Raw genomic sequence first — 20,245 nt, forward strand, 5'->3', positions numbered from 1 at the left:
TTACACTTTCATTTAATTCATCTAAAAAATGTTAGAAATAATCAATCAAGTTTTTTCTATTCAGCTTAAAAGTAATAAAGAAGATTTAACGCTTTTCAATAGGAATATTGATAGAATAAATCATGAATTTGAAGCTTTAGGTTTTCATATTGTCAATCCTTTAGGACAAACGTATAGAAATGAAATGACCGATGTTGAAGCTAATATTACTGGTGATTTTAATAGTAAAATGAAAATTGTTAAAGTATTAAAGCCTATTGTCTATAAAAAGACAAATGAGGAGACTACTTTAGTACAAAAAGGAATTGTAATTGTAGAATAAGACTTCATGAAGACCATTAATATTGCAATAGATTTAGGAACTACAAATAGTTTAATTGCCCATTATAATAATGGAGCTGTCAAAATCTATAATAATCCATTGGGATTAAAACAAACCTTACCATCCTGTGTTGCTTTTAGAGGTAGCAGGACCATTATTGGAGATAAGGCGTTGGATTATTTAGAAAAGGATGCAGAAAATGTGTGTATGCTATTTAAACGTAAAATGGGAACTCAAGAAACCTATTTTATACCTTCAATTGATAGGGAGGTGTCGCCAATAGAATTATCCTCTTTGATTTTAAAAGAATTAAAGAATTTTGTTTCTGATGGAGATCAATTAAATGCCGCAGTGATTACAATACCGGCGTCTTTTGATACGATTCAATCTAATGCGACTAAAAAAGCGGGGTATTTGGCCGGTTTTAAAGAGGTTGTTTTGTTGCAAGAACCTATTGCTGCCTGCTTGGCATTTGCAAATCAATCCAATTTGGATATCGAATCTTCTAAAAATTGGATTGTATACGATTTTGGAGGAGGGACGTTTGATGTGGCTTTGGTAGAAGTTAATGATAGAGAGTTAAAGGTTATAGATAACGAAGGAGATAATTTTTTAGGTGGTGCAGATTTTGACAATCTTATTGTTGAAAAAATTATAATACCTCAAATTGAAGCTAAAGCTAATATTACTAACCTTTGGAAAGATATTAAAGCGAAATCAAGCCAATATAAAGGACTGTATTTTGAACTGCTTAAAAAAGCAGAAGAAGCTAAAAAAGAATTATCAGTATATCCTGAAACAGAAATTGAAATCGATATAGACTTTGAGGATACTAATTTGTTTGATCAAATTGTGATTACTAGAGGACAGTTTGAGGCTGTGATTTCATCTAAAGTCGAACAAACCATTACGTTTATAAAAAAAGTAATTTCTCAAAATCAATTAATTAATTCTCAAATAGAGCGTTTAATTTTAATTGGAGGTAGTACTTATGTGCCTTTAATTAAAGAGAGAATAAAAGAGGAGACTGGAATTTTAGTAGATTCTAGTATCGACCCAACGTCAGCTGTTGTAGATGGAGCTGCTTATTTTGCAGGATCTAAACCGTCGTCAGTAGAAGAGACAGATGTCGCAGAAAAAGCGGATATAAGTCCTATTGATACTCAGATTTTTTATGAGCAGAACACAAGAGATTTAGAAGAGTTAATTACTTGTAAAGTGGATGGTGATAATTTAAAATATAGAATTACAAGAGCAGATGGTGGTTATGATTCTGGAATCAAAACGATTGAAAACAATGGATTTTATGAGTTTGTTCCGTTATTGAAAGGGCAATTAAATAGATTTAAACTTCATATTTTAGATTTCGATTTAAATCCTTTAAAGTCAATAAATACAGTCGCAATTAATCAAGGTAGTTATAATGTTTTAGGGCAACCATTACCAATTGATATTTGCATGGAAATTGACGATATTGAGGCTTCTGCAACACGTTTGGAACAAATTTTTAGAAAAGGAAGTATTCTACCTTTAAAGAAGAAGATTTACAAAACGGCATCTAAAACGATACTTAAAGGGGCTGATGCCAATTTGATTATTAATATTGTCGAAGGCCAATCTAAAGGGTTGCCTAGTTCTGGTTTAAGTATTGGTTATATTGAGTTTACAGGTAAAGACCTGGAAGAGGACTTAATTAAAGGTACCGATATAGAGATTGAATTGGAGATTACCGAATCTAGAGATTTGAAAATTAATGTGTATTTACAAGCTTGTGATCAAGAATTTAAAAATGTGTTTAGTGAGTCCGAGCGTACAATAAGTATTGGTAAAATTAATATGGAAATTAATGCTGTATTGTCTGATGTTGAACATTTAATTAGAGAACAAGTCGCTGATGAAAATTTTGAATATTCTAGCAAATTAGAACAATTACGTATCGGTTTGATTGAAATACAAATTGAAACAACCTTACTTGACGAAGACGATGTGTCTGATAAAAAGTATCAATTAGATGACATTAAACGAAAGTTGATACAGGAGTTTGATTCCTTAACAAGAAATAAAGTCATTGCTTTAGAGATTGAGGAATATAACAACTCTAAAGAAAGTGTGGAGTGGGAGGTTAATAAGGAAGAAAACGAATCCTACAGGCCTAAATATCTTAAAATAATTACCAACGAAAAAGAGGTTATTAATTCTGGTGATAAATATTTGATTAGAGCTAAGATAAAGGAGTTAGATGTCTTTTATAGTTCTATAATACAATCTAGTGACGAGAATTTTATAGGTTACTACTTAGGTATTAAATATAGCTCTGAATTTAAGGATACGAGAAAAGCAAAAAAGCTAATCAAAGATGGTGATGAGGCTTTAGAACGAAACGATTATAAATCCATAAAGCATATAGTCTATGCACTTTACGCTTTACTACCTGATACGGAAAAAGCTAAGCAAAAAGAGTTTAAAGATGATAGTAAAACAGGTTTAAGATAAGATTTAGTTATATTTTTCTGTGTACCATCGGGTATAAATGTTATTAATACTTAGTGGTTTGAAATCTATTTTATTTGTTTCAATATGATCCAATAGCGTTGTGTCTATTGTTGTTGTATTGGTGCTAAAATTTTTGTTGAAATTTATTTTTACAGTATATGGTAAAATATTAATTTCATTAGTATCACTATTCTTTAAATTGTTGATGACATATAATTGAGATAATTCGGGTTTTAGTTTAAAATGAGAAAAACGACCTGGTGAAAAGTAGTGTCCTGTATAAAATAAGACAGAATCACCTTTTTTGACATTTAAATATCTGTTTTCATCTTTTGGTATAAAAATAGATTCGTCAATACCATTAGTTAACCTAAATACTATCAAATCTTTATTACTATTATTTTTTATTAAGCTAAAAGCGTTGTTTTTATTGGAAGATGCAGATTTAATTGTGTTGAAAGTCTTTGGATAGGGGTTTGTAAAGGCATTTAGGTCTGTTCCTGTGTCTCTGCCTGAATAAGGGGTGTAACGATCTGTTTTTAGTTTTAAACTATAAATAAATCGTGTATGGTCCTTAGCTTTGTGTTTTGAATTATAATCAGGGAGTGTGACTCTTTTTGTTATAGTATAAGAGTTAGTATTAGTTTCCATTACGGAGTCGTCATTTGCTAGATATTCCGTTGTTGTTTGACGGACCTCAATCGTTTGGTTTTGCTTTTTTTTTTTATCTTCTTGTATTTTTCTAACAGTCTCTATAAAGGTTTCGTTATTAAAATTAATGTTTTGTAGATTATTACGTTCATATTGATTTAACGAATTATTAGAATTGCTATCATTGTTAAACACTTTTGTTGTAATTCTAACAATTAAAATTAAAAAGACAATAACGCTCCAAATACCAACACTTGATCCAGATTTTGATTTATTTTTTTTCTGAGAGTTAAAAGCGTAGGGTTGTGCAATTGCGGCATTAGATATTAACACATCTTTTAGCATGTAGTTAGAAATGTCTAATTCGCCAAAAGCAACCATTGTTTTAGCTGAAAAAATAAAAACATCATCACTCAGATGTTTTCTTTTTGAGTTGTAAGTGTCTATGATAACTGAATTCAATTCGTTAACCTCGTCGTAAAAAGAGTTAGGATACTGGCTTAAGCAGGTTATAAAGTTTCTATTAGTTATGTAACCAATAGAATGATATTTGTCTTTTAGTTTACCAGTTTCAATATATACTTTAGCATAATTTAATTTAGAGCTTAATAGATTAATAATAATCTGTTCGATTTCTTCGGTAAATAGAATGGTGCTTTTTACAACATTCAGTAATAAGATATATTTTCCTTTACTAAGTGTTTCAGATAAAAAAGGTTTTATGTGTGCTTTTAAATAGGGTGATAGAAAGTATTTTAGTCCTTCGGGGTCAGCAATAGCTTCATGGTAAATTGAAGTAGAATTTTGTGGGATATTACTGTAATCGCCACTAATTATTTGCTTTATCCATTTGTGTTTTTCAATAAAGATGTGATGTTGTCGTGTACTGTCATTTTTAAGCTCGTCAATTATAGTAGCTAATTCTCCTAGATTGCTTTTGTTATCTAAAACAGCTTTTGCTTTAAGTTGTTTCTGAAGTCTAATAATTTTAGCGGAATCTAAGGTGGTTAGCGTATTAATATCTATGCCTAATTCGTCTATTAATGATATGTAGTTCAAGTTTGGAGCTTATTTTGAGTCAAAAATATTAAAATATTTATAATTTATTGATGTGTTAATGACTATAAATTAAAGAGTTAATTTATTTGTTTAAAAATAAGTGAATTTTTTTTCAATAAAACGTGTTGAGATGTCAAAAACTAATGTATATTTGCACTCCTAATAATAAGGGCGACTAGCTCAGTTGGTTCAGAGCACTTGGTTTACACCCAAGGGGTCAGGGGTTCGAATCCCTTGTCGCCCACAAAAAAATCCAGAACATATGTTTTGGATTTTTTTATGCCCTAAAATTAAAAGTTATTATTTAGGAGCATGTTATAAACTAGTTGTATGCTATGATTAAGAAAAAAGGTTAAGATTTAATATTAGTATTTCTAACTTTTCTAAATTAAGCTCTTGAAGATTTTGTTTTAATAGTAGTTGAGGATGTTTTTATAGAGTATTGAGATTGTTTAACATATAGGTTTAAACTTTTGAATTATGCTAGTCTTATTTTTTTATGTCATTTAATTAATAGCTTTGTTTTTCTTAATGTTAGATATTCATCGTAGATTTTTGATCTAATTTCTAACCCATTTATTACTGGATTTATATAATAAACTTCTGTTTTTTTTGATAAGAATTGTATCGTTTATTGTTTAGTGTATTTCAATTTATCAAGCATTTGTATAGTCGTATTATTTTGTTCCGTTTTTTTCCTAATTTTAGTGTTGATTCCTTTTATTTTACGTCATAAAAAAAGCCTTAACGATTGTTAAGGCTTTTCTGTATTATGTATGTGTTAGTTGTTAACCATTCATAGAGATTAAAAACTCTTCGTTATTTCTGGTTTGTCTAAAGCGATCATTTATAAATTCCATCGCTTCTACAGGATTCATGTCTGCAAGATACTTACGCATCACCCACATACGTTGGATGGTTGTAGCATCTAATAAAATATCATCACGACGTGTACTTGATGATGTTAAATCAATAGCTGGGAAAATACGACGATTAGATATTTTACGATCTAATTGTAGTTCCATATTCCCCGTTCCTTTAAATTCTTCGAAGATTACTTCGTCCATTTTAGAACCTGTTTCTGTTAATGCTGTTGCAATAATAGTTAGAGAACCTCCATTTTCTATATTACGTGCAGCTCCAAAGAAACGTTTTGGTTTATGTAGAGCATTAGCATCTACACCTCCAGAAAGAATTTTTCCTGACGCTGGTTGTACTGAGTTATATGCTCTTGCTAAACGTGTAATTGAATCTAATAAGATCACAACATCGTGTCCACATTCTACCAATCGTTTTGCTTTTTCTAAAACAATATTAGCAATTTTTACATGCTCGTGTGCTTCCTTGTCAAAAGTAGAGGCAATAACTTCTCCGCGAACGTTACGTTGCATGTCTGTTACTTCTTCTGGACGTTCATCAATTAGTAATATCATTTGGTATACCTCCGGATGATTTGCTGCAATGGCATTGGCAACATCCTTTAAAAGCATGGTTTTACCTGTTTTTGGTTGTGATACAATCATACCACGTTGTCCTTTACCTATTGGTGCAAACAAATCCATGATTCGTGTAGAGATAGTCGCTTGCTTTTCTGCAATATTAAATTTCTCTTGAGGGAATAATGGTGTTAAATGTTCAAAAGCAACACGGTCTCTTACCACATTAGGGTTTTGACCATTTATTTTGCTGACTTTGATTAATGGGAAATATTTTTCACCTTCTTTTGGAGGTCTAACTTGTCCTAAAACTGTATCTCCAACTTTTAATCCAAATAAGCGAATTTGAGATTGCGATACATAAATATCATCAGGTGATGATAGGTAGTTATAATCCGAAGAGCGTAAAAATCCGTAACCATCCTGCATGATGTCTAAAACACCTTCACTTTCTATAATAGCATCAAATTCAAAATCTGGTTCTCTATAACGGTTACGACTGTCTTTGTTTCCGTTATGTTGATTACCGTTTTTTTGATTGCTATTTTTCTGGTTACTATTTTTTTGATTGTTATGTTTTGGACGATTTGGTTGCTTATTATCGCTTTGTTTATCGTCCTTATTGTCGTTAGACTGTTTGTTTTTCTGATGGTTGTGAACCGGTTTTTTGGGTTGCGGTTTAGCAGGTGTCTTTGCTACCACTTCCTTCTCTTTAACCTCCTTTTTAGCTACAGGCTTAGGTGTCGCTTCAGGTGTTAAATCTAATTGAGGTTGACTTGTGTTTTCCTTTTGTTTAGCGGGCTTAACAACTCTAGCTCTTTTTGGCTTTGGAGCTGCCTCTGGTTTTTCTTTAGCCTCAGTTTTAACGGGAGTAGCCTTTTTTATAGGGGCTTTCTTAACAGGAGTGTCCTCTTTTTTTACTTCTAAAACAGCTTTAGGATCTGCTGCTTGCTTATCTAGTATTTGATATACTAAATCTAATTTTTTTAATGAACGAAACTTAGAGACATTCAGTTTTTTAGCCATATCCTGTAATTCAGGAAGCTTCATTTCTTTTAATTGTGAGATTTCAAACATTGATGTTGAATTAACTTATGTGTTGATGTAATTTGAATTGATTATTTCTTGAAGAAAATAAGATATACTTCTGAAGAATTAACGTTCTGCGAGTGTGAGTGTTGCATTCCGTTACTGCAATTATACAACTTTTATTTTAATATTTTATTCAGATGTCTATGTTTATTCCTTTTTAATTGTAACACAGAAGTTTGTGATTCCGATTCAATATTTATGTGAATTTTTAAGGCAGTATGTTTCTTTTATAAGAAAAGAAACTATATTTTTGTTATTCAATAATTTGAGATTATAATATGTTACAACGTATTCAAACGGTATATTTATTAATTGTTGCTATTATTTCTGGAGGACTAATTTTTGTCTTTGATTTATGGACAACAACTAATGATATTATGGTTTTTGCTAAAGACGAGCGAGTTGTTTTTGGTTTGTTTATAGGCTCTGCGTTACTAGCTGTAATTTCAATATTTAAATTTAAAAATAGAAAGTCTCAGTTTATGTTGGGACGACTAAATCAGATATTAAACTTAATTTTACTAGGATTTTTCGTGTATCGAACGCTAAATGCATCTGGAGAAGCAAATGATGTTTCTGAGAAAGGTGTTGCGATTTTCCTCCCTGTTATATCTATCGTCTTTTTGATTTTATCAAATAGAGCCATTAAGAAGGATGAAGATCTTGTCAAATCAGTGGATCGTTTACGTTAAACCTAACATCTTAGTAGTATTAGTGCGAAAAAAAACCGAAGCGAAAGCTTCGGTTTTTTTATTTTCTAGGATATTCAATGACTTCTAAATTATCAATTTTACCATTATCTATTGTAAAGCGTAGCATGGTTCTTACATTATGAAAGCCATGTATGCCTATTGCACCAGGATTCATGTGTAATAATCCCAATTTTTTATCTGGCATAACTTTTAAAATATGTGAGTGTCCACAAATAAATAACTTTGGAGGATTAGCTTTTATTTCATCTCTAATCCTAATATTGTATCTGTTAGGATACCCACCAATATGGGTAATCCATACATCAACACCTTCTATAGTAAATCTGTTGTTTTCCGGGAATTCGGCACGCGCTTTATCATTATCAATATTGCCCCATACGGCACGTAGTGGTTTTAAAGCTTGAATAGCATCGGTTACTTTAAGGTCTCCAATATCACCAGCATGCCAAACCTCGTCAGCTAGTTTGACGTGTTTTAAAATTGTATCGTCCATATGGCTGTGCGTATCGGAGAGTAATAATATTTTTTTCATTGCTGTTACAGGTCTTTCTGTGTTTTTAGGTAAACTATTCTTAAAACTTTAAGCTTCGGACTTCAAGCTTCTGTCTTTATATTATCTTTGCTTTTTAATATGTAAAAATACTATTTTCTTGCGCTATTTTATAGAACTATCTTATAATGGAAAAAATTATCATGGTTGGCAAAAGCAACCTAATGCTATTTCTGTACAAGAAGTTTTAGAAAAAGCATTAGCCACTATTTTAGGTGAAACTATTGCTGTTATGGGAGCTGGTCGTACTGATGCAGGTGTACATGCCAAACAATTGTTTGCTCACCTTGATACCGATATTGTTTTTGATGCAGAAAAGTTACAGTATAAATTAAATTCGTTTTTACCAGTAGATATTGCTATCCAATCTATATTTAAAGTTAAGGAAGATAGTCATGCGCGTTTTCATGCGACAAGCAGAGCCTATTTATATCGTGTGGCTTTACAAAAAAGCCCTTTTAATGTGGAGCAGTCTTATTTTTTGAAGCACGCTTTAGATATTGAAAAAATGAATGAAGCGACAAAAATACTGTTTGAATACAAAGATTTTCAGTGTTTTTCTAAGACTCACACAGATGTAAAAACTTACAATTGTGATATTATGAAAGCGGAATGGCAATTAGTGGATAACGAATTACATTTTACTATCAAAGCTGATCGTTTTTTAAGAAACATGGTCAGAGCCATAGTAGGTACTCTTATCAATATAGGTGTCGGAAAAATTGAAGTTGCCGATTTACACACCATTATAAAATCTAAAAACAGAAGTAATGCTGGTTTTTCAGTACCAGCGCAAGGCTTATATTTGACTGAAGTAGCTTACCCAGATACAATAAAATTAAATGACTAAGACAAAAGAAAATATATTTGACAAAGCACTGTTTAAACGTTTGTTTAAATACACTAAACCTTATAGATCGGTATTTTATGGATTGATTGTTTCGGTGCTTATTTTAGGCGCTTTAAGTATTGCAACTCCAGTATTGTTAAGAGAGATTATAGATGAACATTTAGTCAAAAAAGACTATAATGGTTTCATTTATCTTGTGATTTTGATGATTGTTTTATTGGTTACACAAGTGGTTCTTCAGTTGTTTTTTATCTATTTTTCGTCTTGGTTAGGCTTAAAAATGGTGAAAGATATTCGTGTTAAACTGTTTGATCATATTCTTAGTTTTAAGATGAAATATTTTAATACATCTTCAGTAGGCGTGTTAATTACTAGAGCAGTGACAGATATGGAGCGTATCGCTTCTGTTTTTGGGGATGGTTTATTTACCATCATTAGAGATTTATTGGTTATGGTTGTTATTTCTGGAGCAATGTTATATTACAATTGGCAGTTAAGTTTAATTGTATTTGTAACCTTACCATTAGTCTTATTTGCTACAAAAATTTTTCAACGATACATGAAGCGTGCTTTTGAAGATGTTCGTAACGAAGTTTCTAACTTGAATTCGTTTGTACAAGAACGTGTCACAGGAATGAAAATATTACAGTTATTTACAAGAGAAGACACCGAGTATAAAAATTTTAAAGAAATTAATAATCGTCATAAACAAGCGTGGTTAAAAACGGTTTGGTATAACTCTATTTTCTTTCCGATTGCGGAATTTTTAGGCTCGTTAACAACAGGATTAATTGTTTGGTTTGGCGGTTTAAACTTATTAGTAGCAGGTAGCAATGTCACGCCGGGAGATTTATTTATGTTTATTACCATGATTCCTATGTTATTTAGACCGTTGCGTCAAATAGCGGATAAGTTTAATACGCTTCAAATGGGGATGATTGCTTCAAACAGAGTTTTTAAAATATTAGACACAACTTCGCAAATAGATAATTCAGGAAATCTTATTGCTGATAACTTTAAAGGAAGTATTAATTTTGATCGCGTACATTTTAGTTATGTTGAAGATGAAGAAGTCTTAAAAGGCATTAGTTTTGATGTAAAAGCAGGAGATACCGTTGCAATTGTAGGTGCTACGGGAGCAGGGAAAAGTACGGTTATTAATTTATTGAACCGTTTTTATGAGATCAATTCTGGTAGAATTTCAATAGATAACACAGATATAAAAGCGTATACATTAGTCTCATTAAGACAACAAATAGCAGTAGTGTTACAAGACGTATTTTTATTTGCGGATACTATTTTGAACAATATCACATTAAGCAATCCAAATATTACAGAAACTGATGTGGTGCAGGCAGCAAAAGATATTGGAATACACGATTTTATAATGAGCTTACCTAATGGTTACCAATATAATGTAAAAGAACGTGGTGTGATGTTATCTTCGGGACAGCGACAGTTAATCTCTTTTTTACGTGCTTATGTAACCAACCCTAGTATTTTGGTGTTAGATGAAGCGACGTCTTCTGTAGATTCGTATTCAGAACAATTAATACAAACGGCAACTGAGAAAATTACCAAAGGACGTACATCTATAGTTATTGCGCATAGATTAGCAACCATCCAAAAAGCAGATAATATAATTGTTATGGATGCTGGTTTAATTGTTGAGCAAGGGACGCATGATGAGTTGCTTAAAAAGGAGAATGGATATTATAAAAACTTGTACGAAGTGCAGTTTTTACAAGCTGAAAAAGTGGCCTAATTCCTGAGAAGACAAGAATCTTATCATCCGTAAACTACAAAGTAGCTATTGGTGTTTAATTAATAATTTTAAGGTTTTATTTTAAAAATCGATTACAATTTTTTTACTAGGATGATTAAATTAGTCTAAAAAAGGAACACCTACTTTAGTAAACATTTTTTTGACATTAGTAATTTGTTCAGTCGTTTTTAGGTAAACGATATCTCTACTTTTTCCATTAGTTAATTTTAGCGATAATCGTTTAGATCCAAAGACCGTTTTTTCTGTTAATTGCTCGATTGAGTTAATTGGAATTATCTCTTGGCTTGATTTTTTGAAATAATAGAAATATAAGACTACTATTGACACAATCCCTAATATTATCCAGATAATTTGCATTAAGCCAATCCCCGTGTCACTTACGTAAGACGCATTAAGAATGGCATTAACAAGATTTAGAATCATTAATGCTTTAATCATTAAATATTGGGTTTTTAATCCATCTTTAATGTCAATTGTTTTGTCTTTTTCGTTGTAATTAATTTGCATTGCTAGAATCTTTCAATTAGTATAAAATAGTTATTATGTGTGGGGTGATTTATAGCTTTCGAAGGAATTAAAATCAAGTTTATTCTAAATCATTCTTTAAAATTTCTGCCAATTCTACGGTGCTGTCAAATGGTAGGAAGGCACCATTTCTAAAGCAAGAAATTTGCCCAGTTTCTTCACTTACTGCAATGGCAATAGCATCTGTACGCTCTGTCACTCCAACAGCAGCACGGTGACGTAGACCAAAACGTTGTGGTATGTTTTTTTCGTTATTAACAGGTAAAATAACACGTGTGGCTTTGACAATATTATCTTGTATAATAATGGCACCATCATGTAACGGGCTGTTTTTAAAAAAGATGCTTTCTATGATCGGTTGGGTGACTTTTATATTCATTTCATCTCCAGTATTCGCTAAAAAATCAAGATTGTTGTTTCGTTCTAAAACAATTAAAGCTCCCGTTTTAGTACTACTCATTTTATTGCAGGCAGAGATGATAGCGTCTATATCTGTGGATGTCCCTTGTTCTATCTTTAAAAATTTTAACTGACTTAAAAACTTACGCCTGCTGGCAAAATTGGTGCTTCCAATCATCAATAAAAACTTTCTGACTTCTTGTTGGAATACAATAATTAAGGCAATAAAACCAACACTAATAAAACCACCTAGAATCTTGCTAAGTAAGACCATTTTTAAGGCTTCTACCGTAAGGTAGATAAAATAGATAACCACAATACCAATAAAGATATTAATGGCAACAGTACCTTTTACTAGTTTGTAAACGTAATATAGTAGTAGTGCTACTAACACCACGTCGATCATGTCTATCCAACTGAATTTTAAAATGTCTTTAAATATTTCCAAGGGAAAAGTGTTTTTGTAAATTTAATATAATTGGGTTAATAAATGAATTCGTTGATACTAATAGTGATGTTTTCTGATTCTATGTTTTTTAAAAGTGATTTGAACGAAATATAATCTTGTATTGATATTTTTTTATTTAAATTAATATCTATAAATACTTTATTGTGAATTTCCGAAAGATAGTCTTCTAATTGATTTGATTTTAATATGTCTTTCGAGTAAGCGTAAATTTTATCCTTACTGTCCAAAAATAATTCAACACCAAAATAATGTTCAGGTGATATTTTAGCCCAAGGAGAAGTTGTTTGATAATCTGAAGAAGTTTTGTCTATAATTTTTTCATTGTACAATTTTGCATTATCTTTTATTGGTGCTTTGCTTTTGTCAAAAGAATAAACAACATCAGTAAAATCAATAAAGCCTAAATTTTTAATACTAGTATCATTACAAGTATAATAATTTCTAGCCTTTTCATTTTTATGCATGGTTGCATTGCGTTTCTTCTCTTGTAGTTTTATGATTGATGGTAACGCCTGTTCTAGTGTTAAACGCTTATCTACATTAATCAGCCAGTTGGTTGATATAATTAAGTTTTTTCGATTTAACTCAACGCTATCTTGTTTGGTTTCATCATAAAAAATATAGGCAGGCGAGACGTCTAAAATCTCAGTGATTGTAGCATTTTGTATTTCTGGTAGTTGCAGTACTTTTTCATTTCCGCAGGAAAAAAACAAAAGCACTATACTGATAAATAATAATCTGTTAAGCATGTAATTGATTGTAAAGTGTGATACATTCTTGGGCTTCTTTAACATCGTGTACGCGTAAAATTTTAGCGCCTTTTTGCAAAGCAATCATATGTAAAGCAGTAGTCCCGTTTAAGGCGTCATTTGCTGTAGTGTCTAGTGTTTTGTAAATCATAGATTTTCTAGATAGACCAGCTAGTAAAGGTAATTCTGTAATGTTTAGAAGTTCAAATTTGTTTAATAATTCAAAATTCTGATCTAACGTTTTAGCAAAACCAAAACCAGGATCTAAAATTAAATCAATAATGCCTAAAGCACGAGCTGTTGCAATACGCTCTGAAAAATAAAAATTAATGTCTTTAACTAAATTATCATATTCTATTAGCGTTTGCATGGTTTGAGGCGTACCTCGCATATGCATCATAATATAAGGGACATGTAAATCTGCGATGGTTTGCAGCATGTTGTTATCTAAATGGCCTGCCGAAATATCATTAATCAAAGCGGCTCCAGCCTCAACTGTTGCTTTGGCAATAGCGCTTCTAAACGTATCTACTGAAATATTGATATCTGGAAATTTATCTACTAGAAGTTTAATTATAGGTAAAATACGTTGCAATTCTTCGTCTTCAGACACAAAAGGCGCATTTGGTCTAGAACTATACGCACCAATGTCTATAAAAGTGGCTCCTTGGTTTAATAAGGTGTGGACTTGATTTAAAATAGACGTTTCGTCTTTATAACGTCCGCCATCAAAAAAAGAATCGGGTGTAATATTTAAAATACCCATTACTTTTGGAGTACTTAAATCTATAAGTTTGCCTTTACAATTTATTGTCATTTGTACACTTATATAAGGTGTTGGGATAACGTTAGTAAAACTTTAAACCCTAAACCTTGAACTTTAAATTATTTTATGCGAAATTTACGCAAAATTCAATTAGAGTTTATCAAATATGCAAGATACTTCAAAACAATACGATGCTGTTATAAAAACCTGTCGCGACCTTTTTATTAATAAAATGACGGATTATGGAAGTGCGTGGCGCATTTTACGTTTACCATCTTTAACGGACCAGATTTTTATTAAAGCACAACGTATTAGAGGATTGCAACAAAATGATGTGCGTAAAGTTGACGAAGGCGAGCAAAGCGAATTTATCGGAATAATCAACTATTGCATTATGGCTTTAATCCAATTGGAGAAAGGCGTGGTAGAACAACCAGATTTAGAAGTTGAAGGAGCTACGGTTTTATACGATGCGCAGGTCAAAGCAACAAAGCAGTTAATGCAAGATAAAAACCATGATTACGGTGAAGCTTGGAGAGATATGCGCGTGAGTAGTTTAACCGATTTAATTTTACAAAAATTATTACGTGTTAAACAAATTGAAGATAACTCAGGTAAAACAATTGTAAGCGAAGGGATTGATGCTAATTATCAAGACATGATTAATTACGCCATTTTTGCAATAATACATTTAACAGAACAATAAAATTGCTTTAACAATTTGATATTTAATTATAGTTATGAAATACATAGTCGGTTTTTTAAGAATATTTGTTGGTATATTTTTTATTATTTCGGGATTTATAAAGCTCAATGATCCAATAGGATTTGCTTTTAAATTAGAGGAGTATTTTGGACCAACCGTTTTAGATTTACCATTTTTTATTCCTTATGCTTTAGGAATTTCAATAATAGTAGTCGTTTTTGAAGTGCTTTTAGGAATCTTTTTAATCATTGGTTACAAGCCTAAATTTACAATTTGGAGTTTACTATTAATGATTATCTTTTTTACATTCTTAACCTTTTATTCTGCCTATTTTGATAAAGTAAAAGATTGTGGATGCTTTGGGGATGCTATGAAAATGGATCCGTGGGAAAGCTTTGGTAAAGACGTTTTTCTGTTAGTTTTAATTTTAATTATCTTCTTCGGAATAAAACACATCAAACCATTTTTTGGTAAGCTAGCCACAACTATACTGTCTTTATTAAGTTTTATAGCTTGTTTAGGATTTGCATACCACGTGTTAATGCATTTACCATCAATTGACTTTAGACCTTTTAAAATAGGAAATAACATTACAGATAACATGATTGTGCCTGATGATGCGCCACAACCTGTAATAGAATATACTTGGACTTTTGACGAAAGTGGTACGCAAAAAGAATACCTGACCAGCGGATCCTATCCAGAATCTACAGGTACGTATGTTGGTGTGACAACAGAAACTATATCGGAAGGGTATGAGCCACCAATCCATGATTTTTCAATAGAAAAAGATGGCGAGGATTTTACACAGGATATTTTAACAAGACCACACGTTATATTAATTGTTAATTACAATTTAGCAATATCAGAAACGGAAGGTTTAAAAGCTATAAAGATAGCGTCAGACATGGCAATTGCCAACGGTTATGATGTGATTGGTTTAACAGCATCTGGACCTGATGAAGTAGCGGTAGTTACATCAGAATATAAATTAAACTTTGATTACTATTTCTGTGACGAGACGGCTTTAAAAACAATCATCCGTTCTAACCCAGGATTGTTAAAATTAGAAAAAGGAACGATTATCCAAAAAGTACATTGGAATGATATTGATCAATTAGCATTACCAAAAGTAGAGCGACCGGCACCTAAAGTGGTTGAGGAAGTTATTGTTTATTTTATTGATGATGCTTTGGCGACTAAAGCAGAAACGGAAGCTTTAGATCCGGAAACTATTGAGAGAATGGATGTGTTTAAAGACAAAACGCAATTGGATTCATTAAACATAGACAGCGAAAAAAATATTGGAGGAGTGATTAAAATCACGCTTAAACAAGAATAATGGCAGTTCTAGTACTTTGCGAAGCATGAGCAAAATGTATTGAGAACTAAATAGTCAAACAAAATAAATAATACAATCTGATACCGTATTTACTAAATAAAACCCTGTATGCATTACTCACCTTATTTGGTGTGGTAACTGTTATATTTCTTTTATTTAGTGTGCTTCCAGGAGATCCAGCACAAATGATGTTGGGGCAAAACGAGGATAGTCAGCAACTAGCCATTATTAAAAAAAAGTATGGTTTTGATAAACCGGTGGGCACGCAGTATTTGTATTATTTAAACGATTTATCTCCAATCTCATTTCATTCTAAAACGGAAGGGGATTACACCTATTTAAGTCAGGATAAATACGCGGCTACACAACTGTTCTCATTAGGTAATACCACAACAGTTGTAAAATTGCCATACTTACGGGAATCCTTTACTAAGCAAGGAAAAAAAGTGAGTCAAGTCTTATCAGAGACTTTACCAAATACGTTTGTACTGGCGGTGTCAGCAATACTAATCGCTATCTTTTTGGGTGTTATTTTAGGCGTGGTTTCGGCATTAAAAAAAGATACGTTTTTAGACAAAATCATTCAGATATTAAGTACCTTGGGTATGAGCGTACCGTCTTTTTTTAGTGCTATATTATTCGCTTGGTTATTTGGTTTTGTATTACACAAATACACCAATCTAGAAATGACAGGAAGTCTTTACGAGTTGGATGATTTCGGTGAAAAAATGCACATAAAATGGAAAAACTTAATCCTACCAGCAATCGTTTTAGGGATAAGGCCATTAGCTGTCGTTATACAATTAATGCGAAACTCCTTATTAGAAGTCCTAAATCAAGATTATATCAGGACAGCTAGAGCAAAAGGATTATCAGAGTTTCAGATTATAAAAAAACACGCCATTAAAAACGCCTTAAATCCTGTAGTAACCGCAATCTCAGGTTGGTTTGCAAGTATGCTAGCGGGTGCAGTGTTTGTAGAGTATATTTTTGGATGGAACGGATTAGGGAAAGAAATCGTAAACGCGCTTAACACCTTAGATTTACCTGTCATTATGGGATCTGTGTTAATTATCGCCTTACTATTCATTATAATTAATATTTTTGTAGACATTATATACACTTGGTTAGATCCAAAAGTTAAACTAGAATAAAACAGAACGTCATGAGAAAAAACATAGTAGCCGGAAACTGGAAAATGAATAATGATTTACCACAATCAGAAGCCCTAATTTCAGATTTAAAAAAGCAAACCAAAACGTCTAACGCAGAAGTTATGATTGCGCCAACATTTACTAACTTATGGCACGCTTTTGAAGCAACCAGACATGATGATATCGAGGTAATTGCACAAAACATGCACTTTGCAGAAAACGGAGCATACACTGGAGAAGTAAGTGCAGATATGCTTAAAAGCGTTGGGATCCAAACAGTAATCTTGGGTCACTCAGAGCGTCGTGCGTATTTTAACGAAGACGATGCTATTTTAGCTAAAAAAGTAGACCAAGCCTTATCTAAAGACTTACGTGTTATTTTCTGTTTTGGAGAAGAGCTAGCAGACCGTAAGGCAGCAAATCACGAAGCAGTGGTAGAAGGACAAATCAAAAACGCCTTGTTTCATTTAGAGGCTTCAGCATTTAAAAATATAGTATTGGCTTATGAGCCTGTTTGGGCAATTGGAACCGGAGAAACAGCAAGTCCAGAACAAGCACAAGACATGCACAAATTTATCCGTAAAACATTAAACGACAAATACGGTAACCAAGTGGCGGACGACATGACCATCCTTTACGGAGGTAGTGTAAAACCAGCAAATGCTAAAGAGATTTTCTCAAAACCAGACGTAGACGGAGGATTAATTGGTGGAGCAGCCTTAAAAGCTGAAGATTTTTACGCGATCGTAAATGCCTTTTAAATAATAATAAAATTCAAAATATGGGCGTTACCCAAGGGTCGCGTCTTCCGTTATATCTTTTTTTGCCATATATGGCAGCAAAAAAAGGATGCCACTACAACCGCTAACGCAGGCTAATCTGCAAAATACAGTACAAATTAAAATGTCAAATATTATTTACATAGGGTATTACTTTAAAGTACAACCTATACAACCAGGAACAGAAATCCTGATAGCAGAGTTAGGTTACGCAGGATTTGAAAGTTTTGTAGAGACCGAAGAAGGGGTTACAGCGTATATCCAAAAAGAAGAGTATACCGATACTATTTTGGACGATATCCAAATATTAAAGTCAGACGAGTTTGAAATCACGTATACCTTTGACGAAATTGAGCAAACCAATTGGAATGAAGAGTGGGAGAAAAACTTTAATCCAATAGTGGTCGATGATCTGTGTGCCGTACGCGCACCATTTCATGATAAGTTTGATACCCAATACGATATTATTATCGAACCAAAAATGAGTTTTGGAACAGGGCATCATGAAACCACACACATGATGATACAACATATCCTTAAAAACGATTTTGAAGGTAAGTCTGTTTTAGACATGGGATGTGGTACAGCAGTTTTAGCAATATTGGCCGAGATGAAAGGTGCAAAACCATTAGATGCAATAGATATAGACAACTGGTGCTACTTAAATAGCCTAGAAAATGTGGAACGTAACAATTGTAAACACATTTCTGTTTATGAAGGAGAAGCAGCACTTTTAAAAGGTAAAAAATACGATACTATTATTGCAAACATTAATCGTAATATTTTACTAAATGATATTGCAGCGTATTCAAAATGTTTGGATGCCAAAGGCACCTTGTTTTTAAGCGGTTTTTATCAAGAAGACATTCCAATGATAGAAAAAGAATGTAACGATAACCAACTTGTTTTAAAAGATACATTGACAAGAAATAATTGGGTAGCGCTTAAATTTGAAAAGGAATAAATAACAGTATAAAAAAACAACACTACTGAGAATAACATAAATTTTTAACTCCTCTGTTAATAAAAACATAAATTTACGGTTAAAACCGCAACAATCTTCTTTTTATATCAATTATCTTTGCTGTGATAATTATCTCACATAAGATTAATAGCAAAATTTTTTAAATAAACAATTTTTAAAATTGTGTGAAAAAGTTTACGTAAAGCAAACCATTTAATTAATTTAAAATTCAACTAAAAATGAAGAAAGTTCAATTTATGGCTCTAACCAGCCTATGTTTTATTCTAGGATTACAATCATGTCAAAAAGATGAAGACACTATAGTAGAAGAGCAAGTTGCGGTAAAAGAAGTCTCTGCAGAGTTAATAGCTAAATTAGGAGATGCACAAATCAATACAAAAGATGTAAAATTAGTTGATTTTATGTTGCCTGATGGCACCACAAAAGAGATGATTGAAGTAGAAGGTGATATCTTTATGAGTGAAGCGGAAATCTTAAATCTTGAAGCAGTATCTGCAACAGATAGAAATTACCGTACAAACAATTTAGTGTCTCAAGGAAAAACTATTTCTATAATTGGATACACAGGCGGAAGTAATGCTTTGTCTACTAAAGAGCAAACAGCGTTACAATGGGCTGTAAATAATTATAACGCTTTAAGTGGTGTGTCAATATCTTTTCAATTAACATTTGGAACAGATTATGACTCAAAAGATATGGTAGTATACCATAATCCAAATGAGTCTGGAGCAGGAGGATCTGCTGGTTTCCCTACTAATGGTAATCCACATAAATTTGTTCAGATTTACGGTTTAAACAATTATGATACAAATGTTGTAGAGCATGTAATTACGCATGAAATAGGTCACTCAGTAGGGTTTAGACATACAGATTGGTTTGATAGAGCTAGTTGTGGTCAAAATCAAAATGAAGGTGCAGGATCAATTGGAGCAATCGATTTAGGTGGAAATAATCCCTCAACATCAATTATGTTAGCTTGTTTTAGTAGTGGAGAAGATGGAGAATTTGGTGTAGATGACATCAGTGCGCTTAACATTATGTACTAATATTAAGTTAAATACAGTAATAAAAGGCTTTTGTGACGACAGAAGCCTTTTTTTATGTCTAATATTTTTTTACTTTTATAAAAAAAAGTACGGATGAGTACAAAAGAGAAAGTACAAGAACAACACGAGGTAGAGACCTTAGAAAAACCAAACAACGAGATTGTTGTGTATAACGATGATGTTAATACCTTTGATCATGTTATTGATAGTTTAATTTATGCTTGTGATCATACACCGGAACAAGCCGAACAATGTACTATTTTAGTACACTATAAAGGACAGTGCACGGTTAAAACGGGGTCTTACAAAGAGTTGGAGCCCAGATGTACCATGTTGCTAGAAGCAGGATTAAGTGCAGAAATCATTTAAAAAA

19 protein-coding genes and 1 tRNA gene are annotated in these 20,245 nt (G+C 32.2%); 13 read left to right on the forward strand and 7 right to left on the reverse strand.

What is annotated here, in order from left to right; translation table 11 throughout:
• Positions 1 to 28: 28 nt before the first annotated feature.
• On the forward strand, positions 29 to 322 hold the full coding sequence (locus tag E9099_RS11435) for a hypothetical protein (RefSeq protein ID WP_136583713.1): 294 nt from the start codon (positions 29 to 31) through the stop codon (positions 320 to 322).
• 6 nt (positions 323 to 328) lie between these two features.
• Positions 329 to 2,815, forward strand: a complete 2,487-nt coding sequence (locus E9099_RS11440; protein WP_136583714.1) for an Hsp70 family protein — start codon at positions 329 to 331, stop codon at positions 2,813 to 2,815.
• A gap of 3 nt (positions 2,816 to 2,818) precedes the next feature.
• Here E9099_RS11440 and E9099_RS11445 read toward each other — a convergent pair whose 3' ends face one another.
• The gene (locus tag E9099_RS11445) at positions 2,819 to 4,525 is read right to left on the reverse strand and encodes a hypothetical protein (RefSeq protein ID WP_136583715.1); all 1,707 of its coding nucleotides are present in this window, start codon (positions 4,523 to 4,525) and stop codon (positions 2,819 to 2,821) included.
• Positions 4,526 to 4,694: 169 nt separating this feature from the next.
• Between E9099_RS11445 and E9099_RS11450 the strand changes: the two genes are divergently transcribed.
• A tRNA-Val gene (locus E9099_RS11450) sits at positions 4,695 to 4,769 on the forward strand.
• 544 nt (positions 4,770 to 5,313) lie between these two features.
• Here E9099_RS11450 and rho read toward each other — a convergent pair.
• Entirely contained in the window at positions 5,314 to 7,038 is a 1,725-nt protein-coding gene (rho, locus tag E9099_RS11455; RefSeq protein ID WP_136583716.1) for a transcription termination factor Rho, read from the reverse strand.
• Positions 7,039 to 7,331: 293 nt separating this feature from the next.
• Between rho and E9099_RS11460 the strand changes: the two genes are divergently transcribed.
• Positions 7,332 to 7,745, forward strand: a complete 414-nt coding sequence (locus tag E9099_RS11460; protein WP_101020103.1) for a DUF4293 domain-containing protein — start codon at positions 7,332 to 7,334, stop codon at positions 7,743 to 7,745.
• 58 nt (positions 7,746 to 7,803) lie between these two features.
• On the opposite strand, the gene E9099_RS11465 is transcribed toward E9099_RS11460, so the two are convergent.
• Positions 7,804 to 8,298 carry a metallophosphoesterase family protein gene (locus E9099_RS11465; protein ID WP_136583717.1) on the reverse strand — a complete coding sequence of 165 codons (495 nt, stop codon included), beginning with the start codon at positions 8,296 to 8,298 and terminating at the stop codon, positions 7,804 to 7,806.
• Positions 8,299 to 8,416: 118 nt separating this feature from the next.
• Here E9099_RS11465 and truA point away from each other — a divergent pair, with 118 nt between their 5' ends.
• Both truA and E9099_RS11475 read left to right on the forward strand, forming a co-directional pair.
• Positions 8,417 to 9,166, forward strand: a complete 750-nt coding sequence (gene truA / locus E9099_RS11470; protein ID WP_136583718.1) for a tRNA pseudouridine(38-40) synthase TruA — start codon at positions 8,417 to 8,419, stop codon at positions 9,164 to 9,166.
• Complete coding sequence (locus E9099_RS11475; protein ID WP_136583719.1) at positions 9,159 to 10,931, forward strand: ABC transporter ATP-binding protein; 1,773 nt, start codon at positions 9,159 to 9,161, stop codon at positions 10,929 to 10,931. Before truA ends, E9099_RS11475 begins: the two co-directional genes overlap by 8 nt.
• Positions 10,932 to 11,051: 120 nt before the next feature.
• Here the strand turns inward: E9099_RS11475 and E9099_RS11480 are convergent, their stop codons facing one another.
• From E9099_RS11480 to folP, 4 genes are all read right to left on the reverse strand, one after another.
• The gene (locus tag E9099_RS11480) at positions 11,052 to 11,459 is read right to left on the reverse strand and encodes a hypothetical protein (RefSeq protein ID WP_136583720.1); all 408 of its coding nucleotides are present in this window, start codon (positions 11,457 to 11,459) and stop codon (positions 11,052 to 11,054) included.
• Positions 11,460 to 11,538: 79 nt separating this feature from the next.
• Positions 11,539 to 12,324, reverse strand: coding sequence for a diadenylate cyclase CdaA (gene cdaA, locus E9099_RS11485; protein WP_240788888.1), 786 nt, complete (start codon positions 12,322 to 12,324; stop codon positions 11,539 to 11,541).
• 35 nt (positions 12,325 to 12,359) lie between these two features.
• Positions 12,360 to 13,094 carry a hypothetical protein gene (locus E9099_RS11490; protein WP_136583721.1) on the reverse strand — a complete coding sequence of 245 codons (735 nt, stop codon included), beginning with the start codon at positions 13,092 to 13,094 and terminating at the stop codon, positions 12,360 to 12,362.
• Positions 13,087 to 13,911, reverse strand: coding sequence for a dihydropteroate synthase (folP, locus tag E9099_RS11495; protein WP_136583722.1), 825 nt, complete (start codon positions 13,909 to 13,911; stop codon positions 13,087 to 13,089). Before folP ends, E9099_RS11490 begins: the two co-directional genes overlap by 8 nt.
• A 115-nt stretch (positions 13,912 to 14,026) precedes the next feature.
• Here folP and E9099_RS11500 point away from each other — a divergent pair, with 115 nt between their 5' ends.
• The 7 genes from E9099_RS11500 (at position 14,027) to E9099_RS11530 (ending at position 20,241) form a co-directional block, all read left to right on the forward strand.
• The gene (locus tag E9099_RS11500; RefSeq protein ID WP_136583723.1) at positions 14,027 to 14,566 is read left to right on the forward strand and encodes a DUF1599 domain-containing protein; all 540 of its coding nucleotides are present in this window, start codon (positions 14,027 to 14,029) and stop codon (positions 14,564 to 14,566) included.
• A 34-nt stretch (positions 14,567 to 14,600) separates the two neighbouring features.
• Complete coding sequence (locus E9099_RS11505) at positions 14,601 to 15,908, forward strand: BT_3928 family protein (protein ID WP_136583724.1); 1,308 nt, start codon at positions 14,601 to 14,603, stop codon at positions 15,906 to 15,908.
• A gap of 77 nt (positions 15,909 to 15,985) precedes the next feature.
• On the forward strand, positions 15,986 to 17,062 hold the full coding sequence (locus E9099_RS11510; RefSeq protein ID WP_136583725.1) for an ABC transporter permease: 1,077 nt from the start codon (positions 15,986 to 15,988) through the stop codon (positions 17,060 to 17,062).
• An 11-nt stretch (positions 17,063 to 17,073) separates the two neighbouring features.
• Positions 17,074 to 17,823: a triose-phosphate isomerase gene (tpiA, locus tag E9099_RS11515; protein ID WP_136583726.1), complete on the forward strand. Its 750-nt coding sequence runs from the start codon at positions 17,074 to 17,076 to the stop codon at positions 17,821 to 17,823.
• Positions 17,824 to 17,965: 142 nt separating this feature from the next.
• The gene (prmA, locus tag E9099_RS11520) at positions 17,966 to 18,805 is read left to right on the forward strand and encodes a 50S ribosomal protein L11 methyltransferase (RefSeq protein WP_136583727.1); all 840 of its coding nucleotides are present in this window, start codon (positions 17,966 to 17,968) and stop codon (positions 18,803 to 18,805) included.
• A gap of 239 nt (positions 18,806 to 19,044) precedes the next feature.
• The gene (locus tag E9099_RS11525; protein WP_136583728.1) at positions 19,045 to 19,872 is read left to right on the forward strand and encodes a M57 family metalloprotease; all 828 of its coding nucleotides are present in this window, start codon (positions 19,045 to 19,047) and stop codon (positions 19,870 to 19,872) included.
• A gap of 93 nt (positions 19,873 to 19,965) precedes the next feature.
• Positions 19,966 to 20,241 (forward strand): ATP-dependent Clp protease adaptor ClpS, encoded by a 276-nt coding sequence (locus E9099_RS11530; protein WP_101020076.1) that lies wholly within the window; start codon positions 19,966 to 19,968, stop codon positions 20,239 to 20,241.
• Positions 20,242 to 20,245: the final 4 nt, after the last annotated feature.

This window comes from Psychroserpens sp. NJDZ02 (assembly GCF_004843725.1).
GTDB lineage: Bacteria > Bacteroidota > Bacteroidia > Flavobacteriales > Flavobacteriaceae > Olleya.

Coding starts and splice junctions, on each gene's coding strand:
- E9099_RS11435 (WP_136583713.1), top strand. CDS start 29: ATGTTAGAAATAATCAATCAAGTTTTTTCTATTCAGCTTAAAAGTAAT.
- E9099_RS11440 (WP_136583714.1), top strand. CDS start 329: ATGAAGACCATTAATATTGCAATAGATTTAGGAACTACAAATAGTTTA.
- rho (WP_136583716.1), bottom strand. CDS start 7,038: ATGTTTGAAATCTCACAATTAAAAGAAATGAAGCTTCCTGAATTACAG.
- E9099_RS11460 (WP_101020103.1), top strand. CDS start 7,332: ATGTTACAACGTATTCAAACGGTATATTTATTAATTGTTGCTATTATT.
- E9099_RS11465 (WP_136583717.1), bottom strand. CDS start 8,298: ATGAAAAAAATATTATTACTCTCCGATACGCACAGCCATATGGACGAT.
- E9099_RS11475 (WP_136583719.1), top strand. CDS start 9,159: ATGACTAAGACAAAAGAAAATATATTTGACAAAGCACTGTTTAAACGT.
- E9099_RS11480 (WP_136583720.1), bottom strand. CDS start 11,459: ATGCAAATTAATTACAACGAAAAAGACAAAACAATTGACATTAAAGAT.
- E9099_RS11490 (WP_136583721.1), bottom strand. CDS start 13,094: ATGCTTAACAGATTATTATTTATCAGTATAGTGCTTTTGTTTTTTTCC.
- folP (WP_136583722.1), bottom strand. CDS start 13,911: ATGACAATAAATTGTAAAGGCAAACTTATAGATTTAAGTACTCCAAAA.
- E9099_RS11500 (WP_136583723.1), top strand. CDS start 14,027: ATGCAAGATACTTCAAAACAATACGATGCTGTTATAAAAACCTGTCGC.
- E9099_RS11505 (WP_136583724.1), top strand. CDS start 14,601: ATGAAATACATAGTCGGTTTTTTAAGAATATTTGTTGGTATATTTTTT.
- tpiA (WP_136583726.1), top strand. CDS start 17,074: ATGAGAAAAAACATAGTAGCCGGAAACTGGAAAATGAATAATGATTTA.
- prmA (WP_136583727.1), top strand. CDS start 17,966: ATGTCAAATATTATTTACATAGGGTATTACTTTAAAGTACAACCTATA.
- E9099_RS11525 (WP_136583728.1), top strand. CDS start 19,045: ATGAAGAAAGTTCAATTTATGGCTCTAACCAGCCTATGTTTTATTCTA.
- E9099_RS11530 (WP_101020076.1), top strand. CDS start 19,966: ATGAGTACAAAAGAGAAAGTACAAGAACAACACGAGGTAGAGACCTTA.